The organism is Maribacter aestuarii (assembly GCF_027474845.2).
Classification (GTDB): Bacteria; Bacteroidota; Bacteroidia; order Flavobacteriales; family Flavobacteriaceae; genus Maribacter; species Maribacter aestuarii.
Window position 1 is genome coordinate 913,044 of the sequence record NZ_CP107031.2, and the last position, 24,593, is coordinate 937,636.

Annotated in this window: 20 protein-coding genes, 1 tRNA gene and 1 pseudogene; 11 read left to right on the plus strand and 11 right to left on the minus strand. The window is 39.7% G+C overall.

Translation table 11 applies throughout. From position 1 onward, the window contains the following. Positions 1–6: 6 nt before the first annotated feature. Positions 7–474: a DUF3291 domain-containing protein gene (locus tag N8A89_RS04030; protein ID WP_281541091.1), complete on the plus strand. Its 468-nt coding sequence runs from the start codon at positions 7–9 to the stop codon at positions 472–474. A gap of 30 nt (positions 475–504) precedes the next feature. After that, positions 505–2,262 carry an aromatic amino acid hydroxylase gene (locus N8A89_RS04035; RefSeq protein WP_281541092.1) on the plus strand — a complete coding sequence of 586 codons (1,758 nt, stop codon included), beginning with the start codon at positions 505–507 and terminating at the stop codon, positions 2,260–2,262. On the opposite strand, the gene N8A89_RS04040 is transcribed toward N8A89_RS04035, so the two are convergent. The 4 genes from N8A89_RS04040 to alaS form a co-directional block, all read right to left on the minus strand. After that, complete coding sequence (locus N8A89_RS04040) at positions 2,259–2,897, minus strand: DinB family protein (protein ID WP_289644963.1); 639 nt, start codon at positions 2,895–2,897, stop codon at positions 2,259–2,261. The genes N8A89_RS04035 and N8A89_RS04040 overlap by 4 nt on opposite strands. Before the next feature lie 85 nt (positions 2,898–2,982). Further along, positions 2,983–3,597: a DUF4230 domain-containing protein gene (locus tag N8A89_RS04045; RefSeq protein WP_281541094.1), complete on the minus strand. Its 615-nt coding sequence runs from the start codon at positions 3,595–3,597 to the stop codon at positions 2,983–2,985. Between the two features lie 85 nt (positions 3,598–3,682). Then, entirely contained in the window at positions 3,683–4,642 is a 960-nt protein-coding gene (locus tag N8A89_RS04050) for a GSCFA domain-containing protein (RefSeq protein ID WP_281541095.1), read from the minus strand. Positions 4,643–4,690: 48 nt separating this feature from the next. Continuing rightward, positions 4,691–7,306 (minus strand): alanine--tRNA ligase, encoded by a 2,616-nt coding sequence (alaS, locus tag N8A89_RS04055; protein WP_281541096.1) that lies wholly within the window; start codon positions 7,304–7,306, stop codon positions 4,691–4,693. A 104-nt stretch (positions 7,307–7,410) separates the two neighbouring features. On the opposite strand from alaS, the gene N8A89_RS04060 reads away from it, so the two are divergent. The 5 genes and pseudogenes from N8A89_RS04060 to N8A89_RS04080 all read left to right on the plus strand — a co-directional run bounded on the left by N8A89_RS04060 (position 7,411) and on the right by N8A89_RS04080 (position 10,542). Further along, complete coding sequence (locus N8A89_RS04060) at positions 7,411–8,388, plus strand: M23 family metallopeptidase (RefSeq protein ID WP_281541097.1); 978 nt, start codon at positions 7,411–7,413, stop codon at positions 8,386–8,388. Then, positions 8,388–8,716: pseudogene (locus N8A89_RS04065) on the plus strand (MerR family transcriptional regulator). Before N8A89_RS04060 ends, N8A89_RS04065 begins: the two are co-directional and overlap by 1 nt. Before the next feature lie 10 nt (positions 8,717–8,726). Continuing rightward, the gene (locus N8A89_RS04070) at positions 8,727–9,326 is read left to right on the plus strand and encodes a LemA family protein (RefSeq protein ID WP_281541098.1); all 600 of its coding nucleotides are present in this window, start codon (positions 8,727–8,729) and stop codon (positions 9,324–9,326) included. Between the two features lie 6 nt (positions 9,327–9,332). Next, positions 9,333–9,770: a TPM domain-containing protein gene (locus N8A89_RS04075; protein ID WP_281541099.1), complete on the plus strand. Its 438-nt coding sequence runs from the start codon at positions 9,333–9,335 to the stop codon at positions 9,768–9,770. Beyond that, positions 9,751–10,542, plus strand: coding sequence for a TPM domain-containing protein (locus N8A89_RS04080; protein ID WP_281541100.1), 792 nt, complete (start codon positions 9,751–9,753; stop codon positions 10,540–10,542). The genes N8A89_RS04075 and N8A89_RS04080 overlap by 20 nt, the downstream gene beginning before the upstream one ends. A gap of 67 nt (positions 10,543–10,609) precedes the next feature. On the opposite strand, the gene N8A89_RS04085 is transcribed toward N8A89_RS04080, so the two are convergent. The 5 genes from N8A89_RS04085 to N8A89_RS04105 all read right to left on the minus strand — a co-directional run bounded on the left by N8A89_RS04085 (position 10,610) and on the right by N8A89_RS04105 (position 17,465). Then, positions 10,610–12,916: a hypothetical protein gene (locus N8A89_RS04085; protein WP_281541101.1), complete on the minus strand. Its 2,307-nt coding sequence runs from the start codon at positions 12,914–12,916 to the stop codon at positions 10,610–10,612. Positions 12,917–12,961: 45 nt separating this feature from the next. After that, on the minus strand, positions 12,962–14,266 hold the full coding sequence (der, locus tag N8A89_RS04090; RefSeq protein WP_281541102.1) for a ribosome biogenesis GTPase Der: 1,305 nt from the start codon (positions 14,264–14,266) through the stop codon (positions 12,962–12,964). A gap of 76 nt (positions 14,267–14,342) precedes the next feature. Then, entirely contained in the window at positions 14,343–15,050 is a 708-nt protein-coding gene (locus N8A89_RS04095; protein WP_289644964.1) for an acetyltransferase, read from the minus strand. Between the two features lie 179 nt (positions 15,051–15,229). Then, the gene (gene era / locus N8A89_RS04100) at positions 15,230–16,114 is read right to left on the minus strand and encodes a GTPase Era (RefSeq protein ID WP_281541104.1); all 885 of its coding nucleotides are present in this window, start codon (positions 16,112–16,114) and stop codon (positions 15,230–15,232) included. Continuing rightward, on the minus strand, positions 16,101–17,465 hold the full coding sequence (locus tag N8A89_RS04105) for an alanine/glycine:cation symporter family protein (RefSeq protein WP_289644965.1): 1,365 nt from the start codon (positions 17,463–17,465) through the stop codon (positions 16,101–16,103). Before N8A89_RS04105 ends, era begins: the two co-directional genes overlap by 14 nt. Positions 17,466–17,653: 188 nt before the next feature. Here N8A89_RS04105 and N8A89_RS04110 point away from each other — a divergent pair. The 4 genes from N8A89_RS04110 to N8A89_RS04125 all read left to right on the plus strand — a co-directional run bounded on the left by N8A89_RS04110 (position 17,654) and on the right by N8A89_RS04125 (position 22,447). Further along, positions 17,654–17,726 (plus strand) — tRNA-Met (locus N8A89_RS04110). Between the two features lie 110 nt (positions 17,727–17,836). Beyond that, positions 17,837–19,474 carry a DUF885 domain-containing protein gene (locus N8A89_RS04115; protein ID WP_281541105.1) on the plus strand — a complete coding sequence of 546 codons (1,638 nt, stop codon included), beginning with the start codon at positions 17,837–17,839 and terminating at the stop codon, positions 19,472–19,474. A 34-nt stretch (positions 19,475–19,508) separates the two neighbouring features. Next, on the plus strand, positions 19,509–20,993 hold the full coding sequence (locus N8A89_RS04120; protein WP_281541106.1) for an APC family permease: 1,485 nt from the start codon (positions 19,509–19,511) through the stop codon (positions 20,991–20,993). A 2-nt stretch (positions 20,994–20,995) separates the two neighbouring features. Continuing rightward, positions 20,996–22,447 (plus strand): aldo/keto reductase, encoded by a 1,452-nt coding sequence (locus N8A89_RS04125; protein WP_281541107.1) that lies wholly within the window; start codon positions 20,996–20,998, stop codon positions 22,445–22,447. Here the strand turns inward: N8A89_RS04125 and N8A89_RS04130 are convergent. After that, positions 22,440–23,339: a flavin reductase family protein gene (locus tag N8A89_RS04130; RefSeq protein ID WP_289644966.1), complete on the minus strand. Its 900-nt coding sequence runs from the start codon at positions 23,337–23,339 to the stop codon at positions 22,440–22,442. The genes N8A89_RS04125 and N8A89_RS04130 overlap by 8 nt on opposite strands. Before the next feature lie 18 nt (positions 23,340–23,357). After that, the gene (fahA, locus tag N8A89_RS04135; RefSeq protein ID WP_281541108.1) at positions 23,358–24,593 is read right to left on the minus strand and encodes a fumarylacetoacetase; all 1,236 of its coding nucleotides are present in this window, start codon (positions 24,591–24,593) and stop codon (positions 23,358–23,360) included.

Here is a 24,593-nt window from a genome sequence, read left to right on the forward strand (position 1 = left end):
AATCACATGGCTTATAACTTGGCTCAGGCGAATATCGCACGATTTAAAGCCTCTTTGGATAGTCCACTGATGAAGGAATTTGTTGATTTTTTGGAACCGGTAAACCGATATGCAGAAGAAAGCAAAGGTTTCCTTTGGCGACTGAAAGATGAGGAGGGTCGATCAGCGTCCTACCTTGTGTCTCCGTTCAAGGATGAAATGATGGCGGTAAACATTAGTCTTTGGGAAGACGTAGACGCCTTCAAGAATTTTGTTTATGGAAGTGTACACAGCTACTTTCTAAAGAATAAAAAGAAATGGTTTGATATGCAAGGCACCTCCCTGTTTGTAATGTGGTGGCTACCAGAAGGAGAAATACCTACGCTGGAAACGGCCAAAGCCAAACTTGACACTTACGAAAAGTATGGTTCCACGCCAGAGGTCTTTACGTTCAGGACTTTTTACGATGCACAAGGCAACCTAATAGATTCTTAACTTTACAGTATTAGTACAAAAAATAAAATTATGTCAACGGCAACATACGAAAGCAATCCAATATTAGATAAGCTTCCAAAACATTTGAAACAATACATAAAACCTCAAAATTATGAGGACTATACGGCTATAAATCAGGCCGTTTGGCGGTATGTTATGCGAAAGAACGTAGACTATTTGAGTAAAGTAGCACACACCTCGTACCTGGATGGGTTGAAAAAAACTGGGATATCGGTTGACCATATACCCAACATGTACGGGATGAACCGAATTTTGAAAGATCTTGGGTGGGCGGCCGTAGCGGTCGACGGGTTTATCCCACCTGCAGCCTTTATGGAGTTTCAAGCTTACAACGTATTGGTAATTGCGTCGGATATACGTCAATTGGAACGCATTGAATATACCCCAGCTCCCGATATTATCCATGAAGGAGCAGGTCACGCCCCCATTATTGCAAATCCCGAGTACGCGGAGTACTTAAGGCGTTTTGGGGAAATAGGTTGCAAAGCCGTTTCCAGCGCCAAGGATTTTGAACTGTACGAAGCGGTACGTCACTTATCAATTATCAAAGAAGCGAAGGGCACGAGGCCAGAGGATGTTACCAAAGCGGAAAGCCGTGTAGAGGAGTTACAACAGAATATGGGCGAACCCAGTGAAATGGCCCTAATCCGGAACTTACACTGGTGGACCGTGGAATACGGATTGATCGGTTCGATAGATAATCCTAAAATATATGGAGCCGGTTTGCTCTCATCCATTGGTGAAAGTGCATGGTGTATGACGGACAAGGTGAAAAAACTTCCATATTCCATTGAAGCCGCTCACACCTCTTTTGACATTACGAAACCACAACCTCAGCTCTTCGTTACTCCAGATTTTGCATTTTTGAGTCAGGTATTGGAGGATTTCGCTAACACTATGGCGCTACGAACTGGAGGTCTTGCAGGTATCCAAAAACTTATCGAATCAAAAGAACTGGGAACCATTGAACTTAGTACGGGTTTGCAGATATCCGGTAATTTTGAATATGTCATTGCGCATGAGGGAGAGCCTATTTACTTTCAGACCAGTGGCAAGTCAGCTTTAGCTTTTAGGGAGAAAGAATTGGTAGGACAGGATACCAATCAACATGCAACTGGATTTGGCTCTCCCATAGGGCGTTTGAAAGGAATCAATATCACCATTGAAGAAATGAGCCCAAGGGACTTAAAAGCCTATAAAATTTACGAAGGGGAGTTGGTTTCCTTAGATTTTGAGGGAGGAATTAATGTGAGCGGAAAAATAGTTACGGGTACTAGAAATCTTCAGGGACAGATTATACTCATCACTTTTGAGAACTGTAAAGTTACACATCAGGGTAAAGTCCTGTTCCAGTCAGATAAGGAACTATACAACATGGCTATTGGAGAAAAAATTGTATCCGCTTTTAATGGTCCGGCCGACCTCAAAAGTTTTGACCTAATTGACCATGAGCTTAGCAAAACGATTTCTAGCCCGGTTGATGAAACGGAAAGTGAATTGGAGAGCTATTATAGACAGATCAGGGAGTTCCGAGAAGGTAAAAATACCACCATTTCAAGAAACAAAGTTTTCAAAGAGGTCCGGAATAAATTTCCAAAAGATTGGTTGTTATCCGTAGAACTTTACGAATTAGCGGTTAACAATGGGGATGAGGATTTTGCAAAGGAGATAAATGAACATCTGGAAACCGTTAAACAGGACAACCCTCAATTTGGTCATTTAATTGATGATGGGTTGTCCCTCATAAAACCAATAGAAGTAAATTAAACCACCCTACTTTTTATAAGTTTTATTTGACCATTGTGGTTGGATTCGTGTTCGACAACGTGAAACCATTTGCAATAATTGTTTGTAGGTTGTCCACCGAAAAACTTAGTCTCTTCCATTAGCCAACTGTCATCTTTAGTTTTGAGCATGGTCTTTGTGTTATTACGTATTTCACTCAGATGATTGGTATAGAAGGATAAGGGTTTTCCTTTGAGTTCTTTTCTAGCCCTATTCCCAAGCTGACTTCCAACATCCCACACATCGGTATCCTTTTTGTCAAAATCGCCCCATTCCTTATAATCAAAAGTATGAATCTGGTAATAGCGTTCGGTAGCAGCAAGATGCATTAACATGGCCCCAATGGAATTGGATTCCTCATCCAATAAAAAATCAAGTTCTTTCTGTGATATCCCGTCAATAGACCTCAAAACCGTGGCGCGCATCCAATCCATCATTGAAACTAGGATACTGATTTGGTCTGTATATCCTTCTCGTTTCCCAAATTGATGAATATTACCCTCTCTTAAAGTTGTAGTTTGGGCTAGAGTGATGGTGGGCAATAGTATGCCTACACTAACCAAACTACTTACTTTTAAAAAATCCCTTCTGTTACTGGTTGGCTTAAATCGTTCCATTTTTAAGTTGTTTTCTTAAATATACAACCTAATGGACAAGTCAACTTATTGCTTTTGAATACTTTAACAGGTAAAACACCACCCCCTAATCGTTAATAAATAATTCATGAAAGTCTTTCTTTACCACTTCATTATCGTAGACCAAAGTCCATCCCATGGAATTGGTAAGCAAATAAAATTTCTGCAACTCGCTTAACAAACGGTTTTGGGCATTAGTTTTTAGGGACGACGCTTCCACTTTTTTCATCAAGGATGCCTTTACATTCCTTTTGATGGTATTATAGTCCCCTGCATCAAAAGGATTTAAATAATCCGCCGTAACATCGTAATATTCAAAATCCGGATTTAAACTAATTTCCGGTTCTGGAATATAGTCAATGTGTAAAGTTCTGTTTTCCTCATCCAATCGGAATTCGATTTTCGATAGGTCATAGGCAATAGTAACATCCGCGTTGACCACCACCAGCGCCTTCTTGTCCGCCCGAAGTAATGGACCGAATAATTCTTTGGAATCCTTGTAGTTATAGACTTCTGCGAAATGACCCTCAGTTACGATCAATTTGGAAACATTCTTTATCTGTTGCTGTATTAGCATGGAGTTTTCCTGAAGTATAGATTTCGATTCCTTGTCATCCGAACAGGACCTAAAAATCAAAATTCCCGCCAATACTACGATAATACCTACTAAAACTCTTTTCATCTGTTCAAATTTTATTGTGTTTCAAAGGTCAGATGTTATTCGCCACTGAACACTCGGCTAGCATCGAGAGTTGTTATGGCTTATTTCATGTAGTAAATTCCATGAACGGATACGCTTCTTTTATATAAGCAATTTTATCCTTAAGCGACTTTTGAAACTTTTGATGCTGTTCCGATGCTGGATTAAAAGCCTTATGGCTGATTCCTTTCTGTATGTCCATCACCTTATCCATCGTTGGATAGACCTCCTCTGAAATCCACACCTCTTTAAATTTCTCCCAAATATAACCGATTGCCAACTCGTTAGGATGAACCATGTCCTGAGCATAGAATCGATAATCACGGAGCTCATCCATCATTAGTTCATAGGCTGGAAAATAATTTTGATTCCTACCATTTGTAGACAACCGCAGCTGATGAATGGCACTTACCAAATGCGCTTTACTACGTTGATTTTCTACAAAACCATCTTTAAGATGTCGAACGGGAGATACCGTAAATATTATCTGCGCCTCTTTATTTAATACTCGAATTTGATTTATTAAATGCTCCAAGGATTTAACTATTTCTGAAATGGATAAAATGCGTTTTTCAAATTCCTTCCTAGGCACTTTATGACAATTAGCGACAATTGTATCGGTGTCTAGATGTTGATATACCCAAGCAGTGCCCAATGTAATACAGAGATGTGTAGCTTCAGTTATTTGCTCATTCGTATGTTTTAAACCATCATTTAGTTTTTGAAGTATTCCTTCCTGTGTATTTGCACTTAAAGCTGAATGTGCATCAAAACAATGCCATCGTTCATTAAGAGAAAAAATCTCTTTTGCCGTATAGATTCGCTGTTCTACCGCCCTGTCAATAAGATTTTTAATAGCCAAAGGATGAAACAGTATCCCTAAGGGATTCTGTAACGATCGAAACTTAAAGTAGCCTAGCTTATCCCCTATATTTTGAGAGAAACATGAACCCAATAGCAACAGTCGACTCGAATAATCAATTTGACTATCGGCTTTAGAAAATGGAATTTGAGTTTGTAGTTTCATTTTATTCCATCGTTTTTAATCTAATGAGCGTGAGGGAACTAGGTAGGTTCAGACCATATACGCCTTAGCCTTGGCTAAAGCCTCGGCTATTCCGCCTGGATTTTTACCCCCAGCCGTAGCAAAGAAAGGTTGCCCACCGCCCCCACCTTGGATATACTTCCCAAGTTCACGGACAATCGTACCCGCGTTCAAATTTTTAGAGGCTACCAATTCTTTGGAAATATAACAGGATAACAAAGCCTTACCGTTTTGTTCCGTACCAAATATCAAGAATAAATCATCTCTGTTTTGTCCCATTTCAAAACAAAGGTCCTTAATACTGGCCGCATCTAAATCTAGTTTCTTGGCGAGGAATTTAACCCCATTTATTTCTTCGAGTTCCTCTGCCAAGTCTCCCTTTAGACTTTTTGCTTTTTCCTTTAATAATTGTGTGACCTGTTTCTTCAATTCTGAGTTTTCTTCCTGTAAACTGCTCACGGCTTTTAGAGGATCCTGGGCATTTCCAAGCACATCCTTAATTTCAAAAAGTAATTTGTTGTTCTCAGAATAAAAATCTTTTACTGCATCACTTGTAATGGCTTCAATTCTGCGTATACCAGCGGCAACCGCACCCTCTGAACGGATTTTAAAATGCCATATGTCCGCGGTATTTTTCACATGTGTACCGCCACATAGTTCAATTGATTTTCCAAAGCGAACCGTTCTCACAGCGTCTCCATACTTTTCCCCAAACAGTGCCATAGCGCCCTCGGAAAGGGCCTGTTGCATCGGAACATTTCTATTTTCCTGTAAGGGTAAATGACCTTCAATTCTGGCATTTACAAAATCCTCTACCTCCCTGAGCTCCTGGGCGGTCATTTTAGAAAAGTGGGAAAAGTCAAAACGCAAGTATTTTGAATGCACCGCCGAGCCTTTTTGCTCAACATGGGTTCCCAAAACCTCTCTAAGGGCCTGATGTAAAAGATGGGTCGCGGTATGATTAGCTTCCGTTCGCTGGCGCTGCTTACTATCTACAACTGCTTTAAAAGTTCCCTCTAATTTTTTTGGAAGGTTTTCTGCAAAATGGATAATTTCGTTATTCTCCTTTTTTGTATCAATGATATACACAACATCTCCATCGGCCGATTCCAAATAACCTTTGTCCCCTACTTGACCACCACCCTCGGCATAAAAAGGGGTTAAATTAAAAACCAACTGAAAAAGTTCACCATCCTTCTTGGAAATGACTTTTCTATATTTAACGATTTTCACTTCAGCCTCCAATACATCGTATCCAACGAACTCCTGTTCCGTGTCCGATTCCAAAACGTTCCAATCCTCTTTTGAGACTTCCGAAGCCGATTTGGAACGATTTTTTTGTTTTTGCATTGCAGCATCAAAACCCTCCTCGTCTAATTCGTATCCCTTTTCGCTTAAAATTAGAGCAGTTAGATCTATTGGGAAACCAAACGTATCGTACAATTCGAACGCTTTGGCACCGTCTACGGTCTTGGCCTTAGAATTTGAAATAATAGTATCCAATAAAACCAAACCCTGATCCAGGGTCTTAAGAAAAGAATGTTCTTCCTCCTTAATAACGTTCTCGATTAGTTGCTTTTGTTCTTTTATTTCCGGGAAAGCCTCACCCATCGTCTGGGTCAATACGTTTACCAAACGGTACATAAAAGGCTCCTTTGTGTCCAAAAACGTAAATCCGTAACGTACCGCACGCCGTAGAATTCGCCTGATAACATAACCTGCCCCAGTATTACTTGGCAACTGTCCGTCTGCGATGGAAAAGGCCACCGCTCTAATGTGATCGGCGATTACACGTATGGCAATATCCGTTTCCTCCTTATCGCCATATGTAGCGCCAGTAATGGTTTCAATCTCGCTAATTAGTGGTGTAAAGACATCCGTATCATAATTGGACTTTACGTTTTGGAGAACCATACAAAGGCGCTCGAAACCCATTCCGGTATCTACATGTTTGGCAGGCAGGCTTACAAGTTTTCCATCGGCCTTGCGATTATATTGCATAAAAACTAAGTTCCATATTTCTACCACCAATGGATGGTCCTGGTTTACCAGACTAGCTCCGGAAACTTTGGCTTTCTCTTCTTTGGACCTAATATCCACATGTATTTCCGAACATGGACCGCAGGGACCTTGATCACCCATTTCCCAGAAATTGTCCTTTTTGTTCCCCAAGATAATTCGGTCTTCGGGTACAATTTTATTCCATAATGCGAACGCTTCGTGATCCTTTTCTAGATTATCGGCATCATCACTTCCTTCAAATATCGAAACGTAAAGGCTATCCCTGTCAATTTTCAAAACATCCGTCAGTAATTCCCAGGCCCAAGAAATAGCTTCCTCTTTAAAGTAATCCCCAAAACTCCAGTTGCCCAACATCTCGAACATAGTGTGGTGGTAAGTATCCTTACCCACCTCTTCCAAGTCATTGTGCTTACCACTCACTCGAAGGCATTTTTGGGTATCCGCGACCCGAACGTTTTTAGGCTCCGAAATTCCCAAGAAAAATTCTTTGAACTGATTCATTCCCGCATTGGTAAAAAGCAAGGTAGAATCATCTTTTATGACCATAGGTGCCGAAGGAACTATTTTGTGATTTTTACTCTCAAAAAATCCTAAAAACTGCTTTCGTATTTCTTTGGAATTCATCTAAAATGCTAAGCTTTTACAAAATTTAACTGTTTGTTAAAAACAATTTTTATATTTGTTTGTTATGTTAAAACGAAAGCACAAAAATAGGATAAAATCCATTCATGTCTAAGGTAAAATACTATTACGACCCGGATACACTTTCGTACAGAAAGATAGAACCAGAAAAATCCAAGCGATACAGAAACATTGCATTTTTCTTCTTGGGTTCCTTTCTTTTTGGTCTTTTGGCCCTGATTTTACTTTTAAACACCAACATTGTAAATACGCCCCGTGAACTTTCCTTACAACGGGAAGTAAAAAACTATGAGCTTCAATTTGAGCTATTAGATAGAAAGATGGGGCAAATTGAAGAAGTACTGGCCAATATTGAAGACCGGGACAATAACATATATCGGCTCTATTTTGAGGCCAACCCCATTCCGGAAGAACAAAGGCGTGCGGGTTTTGGTGGAATAAACAGATACAAATCCTTAGAAGGTTTCAATAATTCCGAGATGGTCATTGCTACCACGAAAAGATTGGACATCATTAAAAAACAAATGGCGATACAGTCCAAATCCTTGGATGAAATCACCAAATTGGCAGAAGAAAAAGAAAAGCTTTTGGTAGCCATCCCTGCGATACAGCCAATAAACAACGATGACCTTACACGAATGGCTTCTGGATACGGTTGGCGCTCTGATCCTTTTACAAAGGCAAGAAAAATGCACTACGGTATGGATTTTACCGCCCCAAAAGGCACCCCCATATATGCCACAGGTGATGGAAAAGTGACTAGAGCGGATAATAATTCATCAGGTTACGGAAAGCATATACGAATAGACCACGGTTATGGTTACCTTAGTCTTTATGGGCATTTGAGCCAATACAACGTTAAAAAGGGCCAGAAGGTAAAACGCGGAGATCTTATCGGCTTTGTAGGAAGTACTGGACGATCGGAGGCGCCACATTTACATTACGAGGTCTGGAAGGATGATGACCGCATCAACCCTATCAATTTCTACTATGGCAGTTTGTCCGCAGAAGAATTTGAAAATATGCTGAAATATGCAAACCAAGAAAATCAATCCCTGGATTAATGCAAATTGAACTCCCAGAAAAAAGATATTACGGAATTGGTGAAGTTGCGCGTGCCTTTGATGTAAACACCTCATTAATTAGATTTTGGGAAAAGGAGTTCGATGTTCTACAACCAAAAAAAATGCAAAGGGCAACCGAAAGTTCACGCCACAGGATATAAAAAACCTTCAATTAATCTACCATTTGGTAAAAGAACGAGGTTTCACTTTGGATGGAGCAAAAATTCATTTGAAGGAAGAAAAGCAAAAGACGCTATCCAATTTTGAAATAATTCAAAAACTGGAAAGGGTTAAAACAGAGCTTATCAAAATTAAGAATCAACTATAACAACACAACCATGAAAAAAGGAATAATTGTACTTATCGTACTCGGAGTCATCGCATTTGGACTTTATAAATGGGGCGTTAGCTTCAATAACACTGCCGTAAGCCTTGAGGAAACCGCTACTAAAACTTGGGCCAATGTTGAGAGTTCTTACCAACGCAGGAACGACCTTATCGGAAATTTAATTAAAACCGTACAGGGAGCTGCTGATTTCGAGCGTGGTACTTTAACCGATGTAATTGAAGCCCGGGCAAAAGCCACCTCCGTAAATATAGACCCAACCAATATTACTCCTGAACAACTAGCGGAGTTTAACCAAGCCCAAAGTGGATTAAGCGGTGCTTTAAGTAGACTTCTAGTCACTGTAGAGCGTTATCCGGAATTAAAGGCCAATCAAAACTTTTTGGAACTACAGTCACAACTTGAGGGAACCGAAAATAGAATTAATGTTGCCAGAGATCGTTTTAACGCTTCTGTAGAACCCTACAATCTTCACATAAAAAAGTTTCCAAATTCAATTTTAGCCGGTATGTTGAATTTTGATGAATTGGCCTACTATAGGTCCGAGGCGGGATCTGAAAATGCTCCTGACGTTAATTTTGAGTTTGAATAAAAAAGAATGTCCAAAGTAGAAGATTTTTTAAGTGCCGAAGAGGAGCAAGAAATTGTTGAGACCATATTACTTGCGGAGAAAAATACTTCAGGTGAAATCAGGGTTCATATTGAATCACATTCGGAAATAGACCATTTTGAACGCGCAAAAGAGGTTTTTCATTTGCTGAAAATGGATAATACCAAGGAAGAAAACGGGGTGCTACTTTATTTTGCCGTAAACGATAAAAAATTCGCTATTTGCGGTGATAAGGGAATAAATAGGGTCGTACCGGATAATTTTTGGGAATCTACTAAAGAAGCTATCCAAAGCCATTTTAAGAACGGAGCTTTTAAAGAAGGTATTATTGCCGGGATATTGAAAGCTGGAACGGAATTGAAAAAGCATTTTCCTTGGATGCAGGGGGACACAAACGAACTAAGCAATGAGGTATCTAAAGGCTAGTCTTAGCTTTTTATTGTTCATTACCATTCTACCGCTATGGAGCCAGTTTGAAATACCTGAAAAACCAGAAAAGCAGACTAGTGTTTACGATTATATCAACTTACTGCCACCCGACCAAAAAAATTCCTTAGAACAAAAGCTTATTCGCTATTCGGACAGTACTTCTACTCAAATTGTTACGGTTATCATAGCCAGTACGGAAGGTGAGAACATTACCTATCTTGGAGCCAACTGGGGACAAAAATGGGGTATTGGCCAAGAAGGAAAAGACAATGGAATTTTAATCCTACTTGCTCGAGACGATAGAAGGATAGCTATTAATACGGGATATGGTGTTGAGGGCTCCCTTACAGATGCCATGTCCAGAAGAATCATCGAGAACATTATCATCCCCAGTTTTAAAACTGGTGACTATTATGGTGGACTCAATAGTGGCGCCGACGCAATTTTTCAGGTATTGAACGGTGAATTTAAGGAGGAACGGACTTTTGATAATTCGGAAGGATTTCCATTTAGTTCAATCATACCCTTAATCATTTTTTTTATCATATTGATCATCCTTTCCAAACGAAATAAACGCAAGGGAGGCGGTAGTGGCGGCAGAAAAGGCAGCGGCTTGGATTTATGGGACATCATTATTTTAAGCAATATGGGCCGTAGCGGACGTTCCAGTGGTGGATTTGGCGGAGGTGGGAGTTTTGGAGGAGGCGGATTTGGAGGCGGTTTCGGCGGAGGCGGTTTTGGAGGCGGAGGTGCTTCTGGTGGATGGTAAACTCCTACTGTTTACTTATGAAATCATATTCCTAACCGAACTTGGGCAATCAGGTATAAATTTGCTATCATTTTTCTAGCAAGGTTCTAATATTTATTTCTTGGACCTCATTAAAAATAGAACCATCGGTGGCCATTCCTTCGATATATAATTGGATGCTTTCCTGTCCGTAGGTTGGTATTTTAATTGAAGTAGGCTCTTTACTAGAAACTTTTACGGAAGGTTTCCAATCCAGAATACCATAAGCATCGAATACTTCAGATCGATAGTCGTTATAACCTGGGTTTTCGTAGGCTCTTGAACGGGCATAACCATTGGTGATTAAAAAACGGACGTATTGGTTCCTTTTCTCAGGGGAAACATAAAACCCCGGTCTAAGTTGAATTGAAACCATATGACTCTGATGTGTCCGGTCATCCGTAACGACCAGAGACTCCACTCTTGATAAGGGCATGGCATCCAGTTCTCCGGGGCTCGCAGCCATACCATTAATAAATATCATGGATATTGGATAGGGGAATTTATTGAACTGGAACTTCATTTCGCCGTTTTTGTAAATTGGTCTCAATCCCAATTTCCTAAAATAGGCAACCACAGATGGAATTGTTTTAATATCCTCATCATCTATAAATCTGGCTTCCGTAATAGTGGATAGTAGAATTTTTTTATTCTTAGTAATCTTTTCCATCACAACAACCTCGTCTAAAACGATAGTCCCATCTTCAAGTGAATCCTTAAAAAGATTAGGTATAAAAGTATTTTTTAAGTTCACATCAATGCTTTCTTTAAAGGACTCCAAATAATTTAAAGGAACCTGTTTTGGGACGCTAAAAGGATACAGATAGGTCTTTGCCCTACGTAATTTCCCTTTATCGCCTATGAGCGATATCGCCAAAGAATCTCCTTGATACAGATTCATATTCAGTTCAAAAGTCTTGTCCTTATTTATATCCGTATATCTAATAGCCCTTGTTTCATCTGTAGTTAAGTATACCTGTTTTTCTTTAGTAAGGTCAGCATCTTCAATTTTCCCCTTGACCAAAAATCCATTCTCCATGATATATTTTAACTGTATTTCTTTCATGGTTCTGGACTCCCAACCATAAGTCCCCATACCTTCCATAAGCAACCTCGTGTCCAACTCATAAAGTGATTTCCTATCTTGGAATTTCATGTATGGTTTCAAGGCTATAGACCCCTTCTTTAGATAGGGACTTAGAAGAAAGGATGTTCCTATGGAACTTTCAGGATTATATGATGAGGAACCACTTGGTAATGCAGAAATACTTAAGGAAGCCTCTTTAATCAAATTATTGGGCAATGCAAGATTAATCAAAAGGGTATCCCTGTTGAGCGTATGCTCCATCTTTAACGAGGAAATACGATTACTATCTTGACAATAATTGAAAAACATTCTATGTGCCACTGGCACCAAATTCGCGTTCAACAAAACAGCAGTGTTAACTCCGTAGGATATCGCATTACGTTTTAAAGCAAAAATTTCCTGTTCATCCTCAATAGTAATATCTTCCAGTAAAATTTTATCATCCTGAAAAATAGCCAACGTATATCTTTTATCCTTTTTGACTTTGAAAACTTCGTTTGAAGCGAGTAATCTTACCAAAATTTCGTCCTGTAAATTATTATCAAACTGAATACCAATTTCACTTGAAGTAACATGAGGAAGTTTTACCACTGCTTCCGAAGCACCGGCTGAGTATTTGAAGAAATAGCCCACTTCATCTTTTGGCATAAAGCTTATCCTTCCATATCCAAACTCATTTGTGGTCAAGCGGGAATGGATAATTTCATCTTTTTCGTTTACTAAAATCATACTATCTTGAGAAATACCGCGTCCGAGGTCATCCGAAAGCCGAAATGCAACTTGATTGTAAACTCCTTCAATGAGTTTACCGCCTTCTGGCCAAAACTCTAGACTCAAAGGTCGCTCTGAATTTAAAATCATCTTTATATTATCCAGAATTCTAATAGTTTGACGAAATGGCTTTAATTTTTCAAAATTTCGCATATGATTCGTCCAAGCTAACACCTTATAATGTGTGTCAACGAAAGAAGTATCGATTTCAAAATCACCTAATGCAATACCATTCTCCATGTAAAATGTTTTCTTTTTCAGAACCGTACCATCAGTTCCGTATATAGCTACATTTAGATTGGTGGTAAAATTTGAAGGGGCCTTTATTTTGTGGTCTTGAACATAGGCAGTAAACCAAAGAGATTCACCTTGGGAAAAAGTGGTCTTGTTCAAGTGGAGATGAATGTTCTCTAAAAGTTCTACACGCCTATTTTCAGATTGGCAAATAATGAGATTAAAAAATGCCAGAAAGGAAAAAAGTAGGGAAAACTTGGTCATTGTTCCTGATTACTTCAACCAAAGCAACAAAAATTATTCCATTTGCTACTTCTTCCGCATAAAAATGGTGATCGGAACACCGGTAAAGTCAAATTCCTCCCGAATCTTATTTTCTAGATAGCGTTTGTACGGTTCCCGTACATACTGTGGTAGGTTACAGAAAAAAGCGAATTGAGGATAAGGGGTTGGCAACTGGGTGCAAAATTTTATTTTTACATACTTACCCTTGTAAGCTGGAGGCGGATAGTTTTCAATAATCGGTAACATTACGTCATTGAACTTTCTGGTAATGATTTTTTTATTCCTGTTATTATATACCTCAACCGCAGTTTCTATCGCCTTAAAAATACGTTGTTTCGTAAGTACCGAAATAAATAATATGGGTACATCTGTGAAAGGTTCTATGGCCTGTTTGATACGTTGCGTATATTGCTTTATCGTATTGGTCTCCTTATCCTCGACCAAATCCCATTTATTCACTAAAATCACGATACCCTTATGATTACGATGCGCCAGCCAAAAAATATTGGCCACTTGACCATCAAAACCACGGGTAGCGTCCATTAGTAGCAAACAGACATCACAATGTTCAATGGCCCTTACAGAACGCATCACGGAATAAAATTCTAAATCTTCCTTGACCTTTGATTTTCTACGGATTCCTGCCGTATCTACGAGGTTGAACTCGAATCCGAACCTATTGTACTTAGTATCGATACTATCGCGAGTTGTTCCGGCAATATCGGTAACGATATATCTTTCCTCACCAATAAGCGCGTTGATAAACGAGGATTTACCAGCATTTGGCCTACCCACAACAGCAAACCTCGGCAGTTCGCTCTCTTCCTCCTCTACGTCTGGTAATTCCTTTACCAAAGCATCTAAAAGCTCGCCTGTACCACTACCATTAATACTTGAAAGCGTATAATATTCCCCTAACCCTAAGGAGTAAAACTCCACTGCATCTTCCTCCCTCATGGCGTTGTCCACCTTATTTATTGCTAAGAAAACGGGTTTGTTTACCCTTCTTAAAAGTTTGGCAACATCTTCATCCATACCTGTCACTCCAGTCTCCACATCTACCATAAAGATAATGGCGTCAGCCTCGGCTATGGCAAGTTCTACTTGTTTATCAATTTCCTTTTCAAATATATCGTCACTACCAACAACATAACCGCCTGTATCTATGATGGAGAACTCCTTACCGTTCCAATCACTTTTTCCATAGTGGCGATCACGAGTTACACCGCTAACGGCATCAACTATAGCCTCTCGACGCTGTATTAATCGATTAAAAAAGGTGGATTTCCCTACATTAGGTCTTCCAACAATAGCAACAATGGCGCCCATAAATTATATTTTGGCTGCAAAGGTAGTGTATAAGAATTAATGCCTCTTATCGATAAAATAAAGGGATACTAAATAATTACTTGGCTAAATAACTCGGAATATATGAAGAATGGGAATTTCGACCTAAGTAACCTTCCCCGACTTTTCGCTTTTTTATGACAGTTGCAGGAGTTCCGAATGCCATGACCATGCTTGGGATATGACTAAGCACCAATGCCCCGGCACCAACCACCGTATGTTCTCCAATTTCAACATTTTCTATTATGCTTGCCCCTAAGCAAATTGCAGAAAAACATCCTAGTATCAGATTACCACCCGTAGTTACTCTAGGTGCAAGGCTAGAATAATCACCAATTATGCTGTCGTGATCCAAAGAAGAATTAGTGTTCAAAATACAAAACTTCCCCACTACCGATCCAGAATTAACTACGGCTCCAGCCAATACAACTGCTCCCTCTCCTATAGTGCAACGCTTGCCAATAATAGCATTTGGATGAATAGCCTTTATATAATTGAAATCTGGTAAAATTGCAGATATTCGATCCTCAACTAATTTTCTTGACCAATTGTCACCAATTGCAATGATTCCACCTTGGACATTATATGCTGAAATGATGTACGGTAAATCGTATTCAGTACCTAAGACCGGGTATCCGTTGTGAGAAAGCCCCTTTTTCTTTATAGAATCTACGAAGCCAACAACTCTATATTTTCCTTCTTTCTCAATGCAGTCCAAAACGACATTTCCATGTCCAGAAGCTCCAATTATGATAATATTATGCATTTCATCGGGGTTTTTGTGCATTTTATCGATAATTCAAAGATACACAAAGTTTTTAAAGCTAGATTTTTTTCTTTGACTTAATCGATGAAATTCTTCACTTCGTTGAGAATATACAAGAGATTATGGTACGCGGAGTACTACCTTATGCTAAGAAATAAGTATAAAAATTATGGAATAAACTAACTGTTATAGCCAAACCTTTTTAGCTGTCGAGAATCACTTCTCCAATTTTTATTTACTTTGACATATAGCTCCAAATGCACTTGTTTTCCAAAGAATTTTTCTAAATCCTTCCTCGCCTCAACCCCCACTTTCTTCAAAGCCGCACCTTTGTGTCCAATTATGATTCCTTTCTGGGAATCCCTTTCTACCATTATTACAGAACGCATTCGAATAATATCATCATCTTCAAAAAATTCTTCTGTATCTATCTCTACCGCATAAGGAATCTCCTTCTTGTAAAACATTAATATTTTCTCCCTAATGGTTTCATTTACAAAAAAGCGTTCAGGTTTGTCGGTTAATTGGTCCTTTGGGTAATAAGGCGGAGCCTCTGGAAGTAGTTCTATAATCCGTTCAAATACATTCTTAATATTAAAATTGGATAACGCCGATATTGGATGTAATTCAACTTTAGGAAGCATTTCTTGCCAATACTGTATTTGTTCCTCTAGAAGCTCTTGAGTCGCAGTATCCACTTTATTCAATAAGAGTAAGACAGGAATTTTACTATTCCTTATTTTCTCAAAAAAAGCTTCGTCTTTTAAAGCTTTCTCACCTATTTCTACCATATACAATAAAACATCGGCATCCTCAAAAGCCGATTTTACAAAATTCATCATGGAAGATTGCAATTCGTAAGCTGGTTTAATAATTCCGGGAGTATCGGAAAGAATGACCTGAAAATCTTCCCCGTTTACTATTCCTAATATACGATGTCTCGTAGTTTGAGCCTTAGAAGTGATTATGGAAAGCTTCTCGCCCACAAAAGCGTTCATTAAAGTGGACTTTCCGACATTCGGATTACCGATTATGTTTACAAACCCCGATTTATGTTCTTTCATGCTTAAGTTTTAAGAAATATTTCTTTGCGGCTACGTTCACCTTTGGTGCAAGTAAAAGTACTGCAATCATATTCGGAATCACCATTAAAGCATAGGATAAATCAATCAAATAAGTAACAAAATCTAAAGAAACTACAGCGGCTATAACGATAGTAATTACGAAATAGTGATTGTAATATTTTCCAATTTTAGCATTTGTTAAAAAGGACAGGCATTTGACTCCATAATACGAATAAGTAAAAAGTGTTGATAGTGCAAACGCGGAAACAATAATCATTAGCAAATAATCCCCGTATCCGAATAAAGTGGTCCTAAAGGCACTTAAGGTCATCACGATTCCATCGGTGTCCTCCAGATAAGCCCCACTTAAAATAATCACGATTGCAGTAAATGTGCACACCATAATTGTGTCTATAAAAGGACCCAACATTGACACCAAACCTTCTCGGATAGGCTCATTATTTTTTGATTGCCCATGATACATAGGGGCACTTCCCAAACCAGCTTCATTAGAGAACATCGCCCTTTTTACACCCACAATAATCAAACCCCAGAAACCGCCGGTAACGATGGTATTAAAATTCCATGCCTCTGTGAAAATTAACTTTAACGATGGAAGTACTTCTGACGCGTTCATCACCATAACCACAATTACAGCAGCCAAATAAAGCATTACCATAGTGGGTACGATAGCTGTCGCGACTTTGGCGATTTTTGACAACCCCCCAAAAACAACAAAAGATGTTATTATTGCCAAGACGATACCAATGGTAAGTTTCCAACTAAAATCATCCATTTGAAAAAAAACTTCTGAAGGCTGTATGACACTCATGAATGTCTCGGTAAACTGATTTGCCGTGAACACTCCTAAAAAGCCAAATAGACCCGCAATACAGAAAAAGAAAGCTAAGGGCTTCCATTTTTTTCCTAAGCCTTGAGTGATGTAGAACATAGGTCCTCCTTGTAGTTTACCATCGGAATCTTCCCCTCGAAACATAATGGACAGACTCCCAGAATAAAACTTAATACACATACCTATGAGGGCCGTCATCCATATCCAAAAAACAACGCCTGGTCCACCTCTATGAATAGCAATGGCAACTCCCGAAATATTTCCTAAACCAACGGTTGCAGCTACTGCAGCCGATAACGCCTGCAGTGAACTTACGTCCCCTTTTGCACTTTTATCATCATATTTACCCCTGACAATGGCAATGGCATGACCAAAAAATCGATACGGTAGAAGTTTAGAAAAAAAAACTAAAAAAAGTCCGCCTCCAATAAGCAGCGTAAACATAGGCCAATTGGCAATATCATTGGCATCTGCAAGAAAATTATTGATCGATTCCATAAAAAGTATAAGCCCGAAGGTATGGATTTTAAGTATTTTTCAACTTGATGCTTATAAAAAGATTATTGATGCAAGTTTTGAAAATACTAAAAATCGGTTGTATATTTGTTCTTCTCTATCAAGAGTAGTGCTCATCTTGTCAACGTCATGTGTTGTAGTTTCAAAAACAGGTAAGATGAAACCCACATCGCGGGGTAGAGCAGTAGGTAGCTCGTCGGGCTCATAACCCGAAGGTCGCTGGTTCGAGTCCAGTCCCCGCTACTAGAAAACAAAGGGCTTCCGAGGAATCGGGAGCCTTTTTTTATTTCTTCTATTCATTAAAACTTATGAAAACCTTATCTTTTGTGAAATTATTGAAAGCTACTTAGTATATGCGAAAATTATCTTCAATTCCAATTCTTATTCTGTTGACTTCCTTCCTTAGTTATGGTCAATCAACAAAATTAAATTCCTACTCGGATTTAGAAGAACTTTATACTGAGTGGCGTGCTTTTGAAACACCTCCTCTACTAAACGGCGCCCCGGATTACAGAGCCATGACTTTTGATAAAAGACAACCCACTTTTCTACAGCTTCAAAGTAAACTCGGAGCCTTAGATACCATAAATTGGACTATAGCCCAACAAATTGATTGGCAAATTATTAAAGCCGAAATGAATGGATATGATTTCAATCGTCGTGTATTGAAACCTTGGCAACGAGATCCCGCATTCTATAAAACGATTTGGATGCATCGAAGTGATGTTCCCGCTCACGAAGGCCCTACCCACCATAAATTATTAGAAGTATGGCAATACACCTTTCCACTTTCCAAAGAAGAACATGATATTTTTTTAGAACACTTGGAGATTATACCTGCCTTGAATCAACAAGCGCAACAAAATTTAACAGGGAATGCTAAAGACCTTTGGGTGACCGGAATAAGGGACATTAGTACCCAGATAAGCGACCTGGAATCTTTGAAAAAGGAGTCAGGTATTGCGAGGGATAAAAAAATTCTTCTCGCCATAGAAAAATCAATAGAATCCACACAGGATTTGGTTTCTTGGCTGGAAGAACAAGCTCCTAAGAAAACAGGACCTAGCGGTATTGGTAAGGATAATTATACGTGGTACCAACAAAATGTTCATTTGGTGCCTTTAACTTGGGAGGATGAGGTCCTATTATTGAAAAGAGAGCTCACACGAGCATGGTCATCATTAAAGATGGAAGAACATCGAAATCGAAAATTACCGCCTTTGTCCGATGCGGATTCGCCTGAGGCTTACGAGGCATTGAGCAAAAAGGCCGCACAAAGTTTACTGACATTTTTAAACGACGAAGAAATTGTTACCGTCAAGGATTATTTTGAACCCGCACTTGAGGAACATCTTGGAACATTTGTCCATAAAGAAACACGAAACTTCTTTTGGATTACAGCCCACTATGACCCTAGGCCACTTTTTTCACATTTCTACCATTGGTTTGAATTGGCGAGGATGGATAAAGAACCTCATCCCAGTAAAATAAGAGAGACTCCATTACTATATAATATTTTCGATTCTAGAAATGAGGGTATGGCAACGGCAGTAGAGGAGTTATTTATGCAAGCGGGACTTTACGAAGATTCTCCTAGAGCCAGGGAAATAGTTTATATTATGATTGCACAAAGAGCCGCCAGAGGATTGGGTTCACTATATGCACACGCCAACGAAATGAGTATGGAGGAGGCCGGAAAAATACATTCGGACTACACGCCAAGAGGGTGGATGAAGACAGAAAAAGAACTTCTCATTTTTGAGCAGCACCTCTATTTAAGGCAACCCGGTTACGGAACCAGTTATATAACCGGAAAATATTTGGTGGAACAAGCGCTTGCAGAATACGCCCGCAAATTGGAGAATGAGGATCAAGTATTCGAACTTAAAAACTTTTTTGATGCCCTAAACAGTTTTGGAAATATACCAATAACCCTTGGTCAATGGCAGCTCACCGGAAATAGGGAGCATTTAAGTGAAATCATGGATTAAACCGTCTTATTCCCTACAATCGTCAACCACTTAAATGCGACCTTCTAAATCTAAACTTACCCGACAGCTAGGATTGTTAGCGCTTACCGCTACCGGTATTTGCTCCATGCTTGGTGCTTCCATAAACGTAGTGCCGTTCATGATCCAACGAAATGTGCCTGGAATTGGCCCTTATGTTCTCTATGCCTTTGCTTTTGCCGCCATTCCAGCCATATTTGCAGCATTCGCTTATGGAATTCTTGCTTCGGCAATGCCAAGAGCTGGAGGAAGTTATATCTATGCCAGTAGGGGTTTACACCCATATTTAGGCTTTATTGCAAGTTTTTCGCAATGGTTTGGCCTCAGCATCGTAATCGGGGTTATTGCCTATGTGACCATACCCTTTATCCGCGATATTTTTATGGAATTGGGTTGGAAAGAGGTGGCCTCTTCTTTAGAAATAGGATGGATAAGAGTTTCCTTGGCGATACTGTTAATTTGGAGTTTTGTACTAATTAATATTAGAGGATCAAAATCTTATACCGCTACACTTTTACCTATGATGTTTCTAATGTTCGCCTTAGGAGCAATCGTGATTGTAAGCGGATTTCTGTTTACTCCTTCCGACTTTATTGAGGCACTTGAAGTCAAAGAAAATAGAACTTTTATTCCAATAGAGGTGGCGCGTTTTGACTGGCGTATTTTTCTTTCTGCCGCAGCGCTTTTGTTTTCCAGTTTCATAGGTTTCGATTCCATTGCACAAGCGGGTGGTGAGGCCAAGAACCCCACACAAAACTTGCCAAGGGCTATTTTACTGGCCATTGTTTCAGTTGGAGTCTTTTATTTTCTATTTGCAACGGCAGTATATCACACCGTTCCCTGGAGTTTTATTGCAGAAGAGTCGACCCGGAAAGATATTTCCGCTCCAGGTCTGTTGAGTTATGTCTTACCTTCCAGTTTAGGCATTGCTATCCTAGTGGGTGCTGCGATTGCATTGATTAATGATTTGCCTGCTATGTTATTGTCCGTTTCACGCCTTATGTTCGCATGGGCGAAAGATGGTATTTTCCCGTCTTTTATAACGAACATACACTCTGAATTCCATACACCATCCGTGGCCTTAATATTGGCTGGCGCAATGGCAAGTATAGGTGTTTTTGGCTCTCATTTTGCAGGTGACTTCTTTTTGGGTATTGATATAATGGTCACTTCAATGATGGTTAATTTTCTTTTGATGTGTATAACATTACTAACATTGCCAAAAGTAAACCCAAGTATTTCAGAAAAAATTACGGTATTTAAAAACAAAAGGATACAAAGATTAATCGGTTGGTGTGGCGTCCTGTTTTTACTTTTATTCCTGTCTATACACACCTACAAGGACATCAGTTCCAGCGTAAAAGAATGGTATTTCCACTCTACTCCAGTCTGGTTGATAGTAATGGTCGGGGCAAGTATTATTTTTGCCATAAAGTGGAATCAAATGAAAAACAAGGGCATCGATCCAAAATCAATTTTTAATAAGCTACCCGAAGAATAATCATGAAAGAAACATTAAAGCTTGCAAAGGGATTAGAAATAAGTCGAATCATTACCGGACTTTGGCAAATTGCCGATATGGAAAGGAAAGGAGATACCCTAAATCCTGAAGAGACTGCTAAATATATGGAGCCTTATGTTGAAGCCGGACTTACTACCTTCGATATGGCGGATCATTATGGTTCTAGTGAAATAATAACGGGTACATTTAAAAACCACAATCCGTTGGGAAAGCAGGTGCAGCTATTCACCAAATGGGTGCCGGAACCGGGAAAAATAAGTTTGACGGATGTTAGGAAAGCGGTAAATACTGCTTTAGACCGAATGCAACAGAATAGTATTGATTTAATGCAATTTCACGCTTGGAATTATCCAGACCCAAGTTGGCTCGATGGCCTTTTCCACCTCAAAACATTAAAGGAGGAAGGATTAATAAAACATATTGGCGTCACAAATTTTGACGCCGCGCATCTACGAATTGCCTGTGCCAGTGGAATTCCAATAGTAAGCAATCAAATTTGCCACTCCTTGATAGACCAGAGGGCTTCCGAACAAATGACCAAGGTATGTAACGAATATGATGTTAAACTTTTAGCTTTTGGCACCTTGGCCGGTGGTTTTCTAACAGATAGGTGGTTAGACAAGAAGGAACCCTCCCAAAACGAACTCAACACTTGGTCTCAAATGAAATACAAGCGCTTTATTGATGCTGCGGGTGGTTGGGCTAAGTTCCAAAAAGTATTAAAAGCAAGTAAAAAAGTGGCGGATAACCACGGAGTTTCTATAGCTAACATTGCAAGTAGGTATATTTTTGAAAACCCAAATGTTGCTGCGATTATTGTTGGTGCCAGATTGGGTGAAAGCGAACATATTGAGGAAAACCAGACTATCTTAAAAATCAACTTGAGCCCAGAAGATGTTGATGTTATTAAAAGTGCTCAAAACGAGTTATCACCCATTCCGGGTAATTGTGGTGATGAATACAGGAAACCACCCTTTTTAACGGCGTCTGGAGATTTAAGCCATCATATAGAAAAGATTCCCAAACCTTTTGAAATTACGGAGTCAAGTCCAACAAGACAACAGATTTTTAGCGGAACGGAGTGGGAGGAATATGCCGGTTACTGCAGGGCGGTGAAAGAAGGTTATCGCATTCATGTTTCGGGCACAACGGCAACCCATAAAAGTTTAATGATTGGAGGAAATGATTCCGCCGCACAGACACATTTTATAATCGATAAGATTGAGGGAGTATTGCAAACGTTTGGAGCAACCTTACAACATGTTGTTCGCACCAGAATTTTTGTCAATGACATAAATGACTGGGAACCTATTGCTAGAGCTCATGGTGAACGCTTTAAGGGAATAAATCCCGCAAATACATTAGTGGAAGCTAAACTCGTAGGCGAAGGCTACTTAGTAGAAATTGAGGCTGAGGCCGTTTTACCTAGTTAAGCAAAAGCGCTAAGGCTTCAGCTACCTTGCCCTCTTCCAACCATCGTTTGGCCAGTTGATGGATTTTTTTAGTCTTTTCAGGATTTCCCGCGCCGAAATCTTTTGAAAGGCTTTGAACTTCTGAAATTGACCGTACACTTATAATCTCTTCTGATGTAGGTAACTTTTCAAGATTTCCTAATCGACCTAAATTATTCCCTGTTAAAATTGTACTGTTCCTAACCGATGCTGGTAGACTATCCACCCCAATTCCTTTGTTGCGAATCGGTTTTGGAATCTCGAAAAGGGAATCCCCACTGGACCTCGTATACCAGCTTCCACCCATACGCCCTACCAAATCCAATTTCTGAGTGTCTAATTGTCCATTTTCATCAAGGTAGTTTTCATTGATATGCATTAGTTCCACTTTGGCAAGTACCAGATTACCCGCTCCGGGGGTATCTGCAAGTTCAATTACTTCGGTAACGGTACATTCGAACGAAACTGGTGCTTCGGCTACCCTTGGAGGCCTCACTTTTTCGCTCTTAACCTCAGTAAAACCGGCTTTAACAAATTCATTTATACCCCTGTCATAAGCCGTACTGGCCAGGGACATCTGCTCCACCATTGGATAATTCACAATATTGATGACTACTTCCGGGACTTCCAATACGTTTTGGTGAGAATGTTTCAAGCTACCGTCCCTCCCACTTCGAGAAGGTGAGAATATCATTACCGGAGGGTTGGAACTAAAAACATTGAAAAAACTGAATGGGCTTAAGTTTACATTTCCGTCCGCATCGATTGTACTTGCAAAACAAATGGGCCTAGGTGCCACGGCTGTTAGAAGGTAGGCGTGAAGTTCGGGTTGGGAGATGTCCGAAGGAGAAATTGTCTTAGTACCGCTACTCATATAATCCTCGTTATCTTACTAATTGTTCGGTAATATTTGCCCACTAACTTCCCCAAAACCAACACGCACACCATCTTTCTCAGCAAAACCACGCATAATTACAGTATCATAATCTTCTATAAATGTGCGCTTACTGCCATCCTTTAAGGTAACTGGTTTAGAGCCTCCCCAAGAAATTTCAAGCATGGACCCGTAAGACGTTTCGTCCTTTCCAGAAATGGTGCCGGATGCCATTACATCTCCAATATTAATATTACATCCGTTTATAGTATGGTGTGCCAGTTGCTGTGCCATGTTCCAATACATATATTTATAGTTGGAGGTACTAACCGTCTGCTCGTCACCGTCTTTGGGGACAATGGTTACTTCTAAGACAATGTCATAATTTTTTTCTCCTTCATATTTCAAATAAGGCAATACCTCGGGCTCCTGAATTGGGCCCGCGACCTTAAAGGGCTCCAAAGCTTCCAAAGTAACAATCCATGGTGACATGGAGGACCCAAAACTCTTTCCTAAAAACGGACCTAATGGAACGTATTCCCATTTTTGAATATCCCTGGCCGACCAATCGTTAAATAGAACCAAGCCAAAAATATAATCATCCGCTTGGGAAGTCGAAACCGATTCGCCAAGGTTTGTATTTTTAGCCGTAATGAAGCCCATTTCCAATTCGAAATCCAATTTACTGCTGGCCTCAAACACTGGTGCAGAAGCATTCTTCGGTAAAATTTGACCTTTTGGTCTTTTAATAGGAGTTCCACTTACCACAATGGATGATGCCCTACCATGGTATCCAACAGGAATATGTCTCCAGTTAGGTAAGAGGGCATTCTCCGGATCGCGGAACATTTTTCCTACATTGGTGGCATGTTCAATGCTAGAATAGAAATCCGTATAATCCCCAATATGAACCGGCAAATGCATCTGTGCCTTGTCCTGTGGTATAAATAATTCTGGTAAATCCTTTAATGGTGAATCCTTTTGAACCAATAGACTTTGAACGTCCAATCGGACATTTTTAGTGATATGCTTTCCGAGCGCTATAAACTCGTTGAGTGTTTCCTGTTTTAACACCGATGGACTAACTGCAATGATTTCCTTCTCGGCAAGGGCAGCTAAATCTAAAATGGAATCACCTATGGCAACACCTGCTCTTGGCGAACTATTTTCAGTCGAGAAAATACCGAAAGGCAAATTATATATCGTAAAATCAGAGTTCTCAGGGATATTGAACCAAGTATCAAGTTTTTTCAT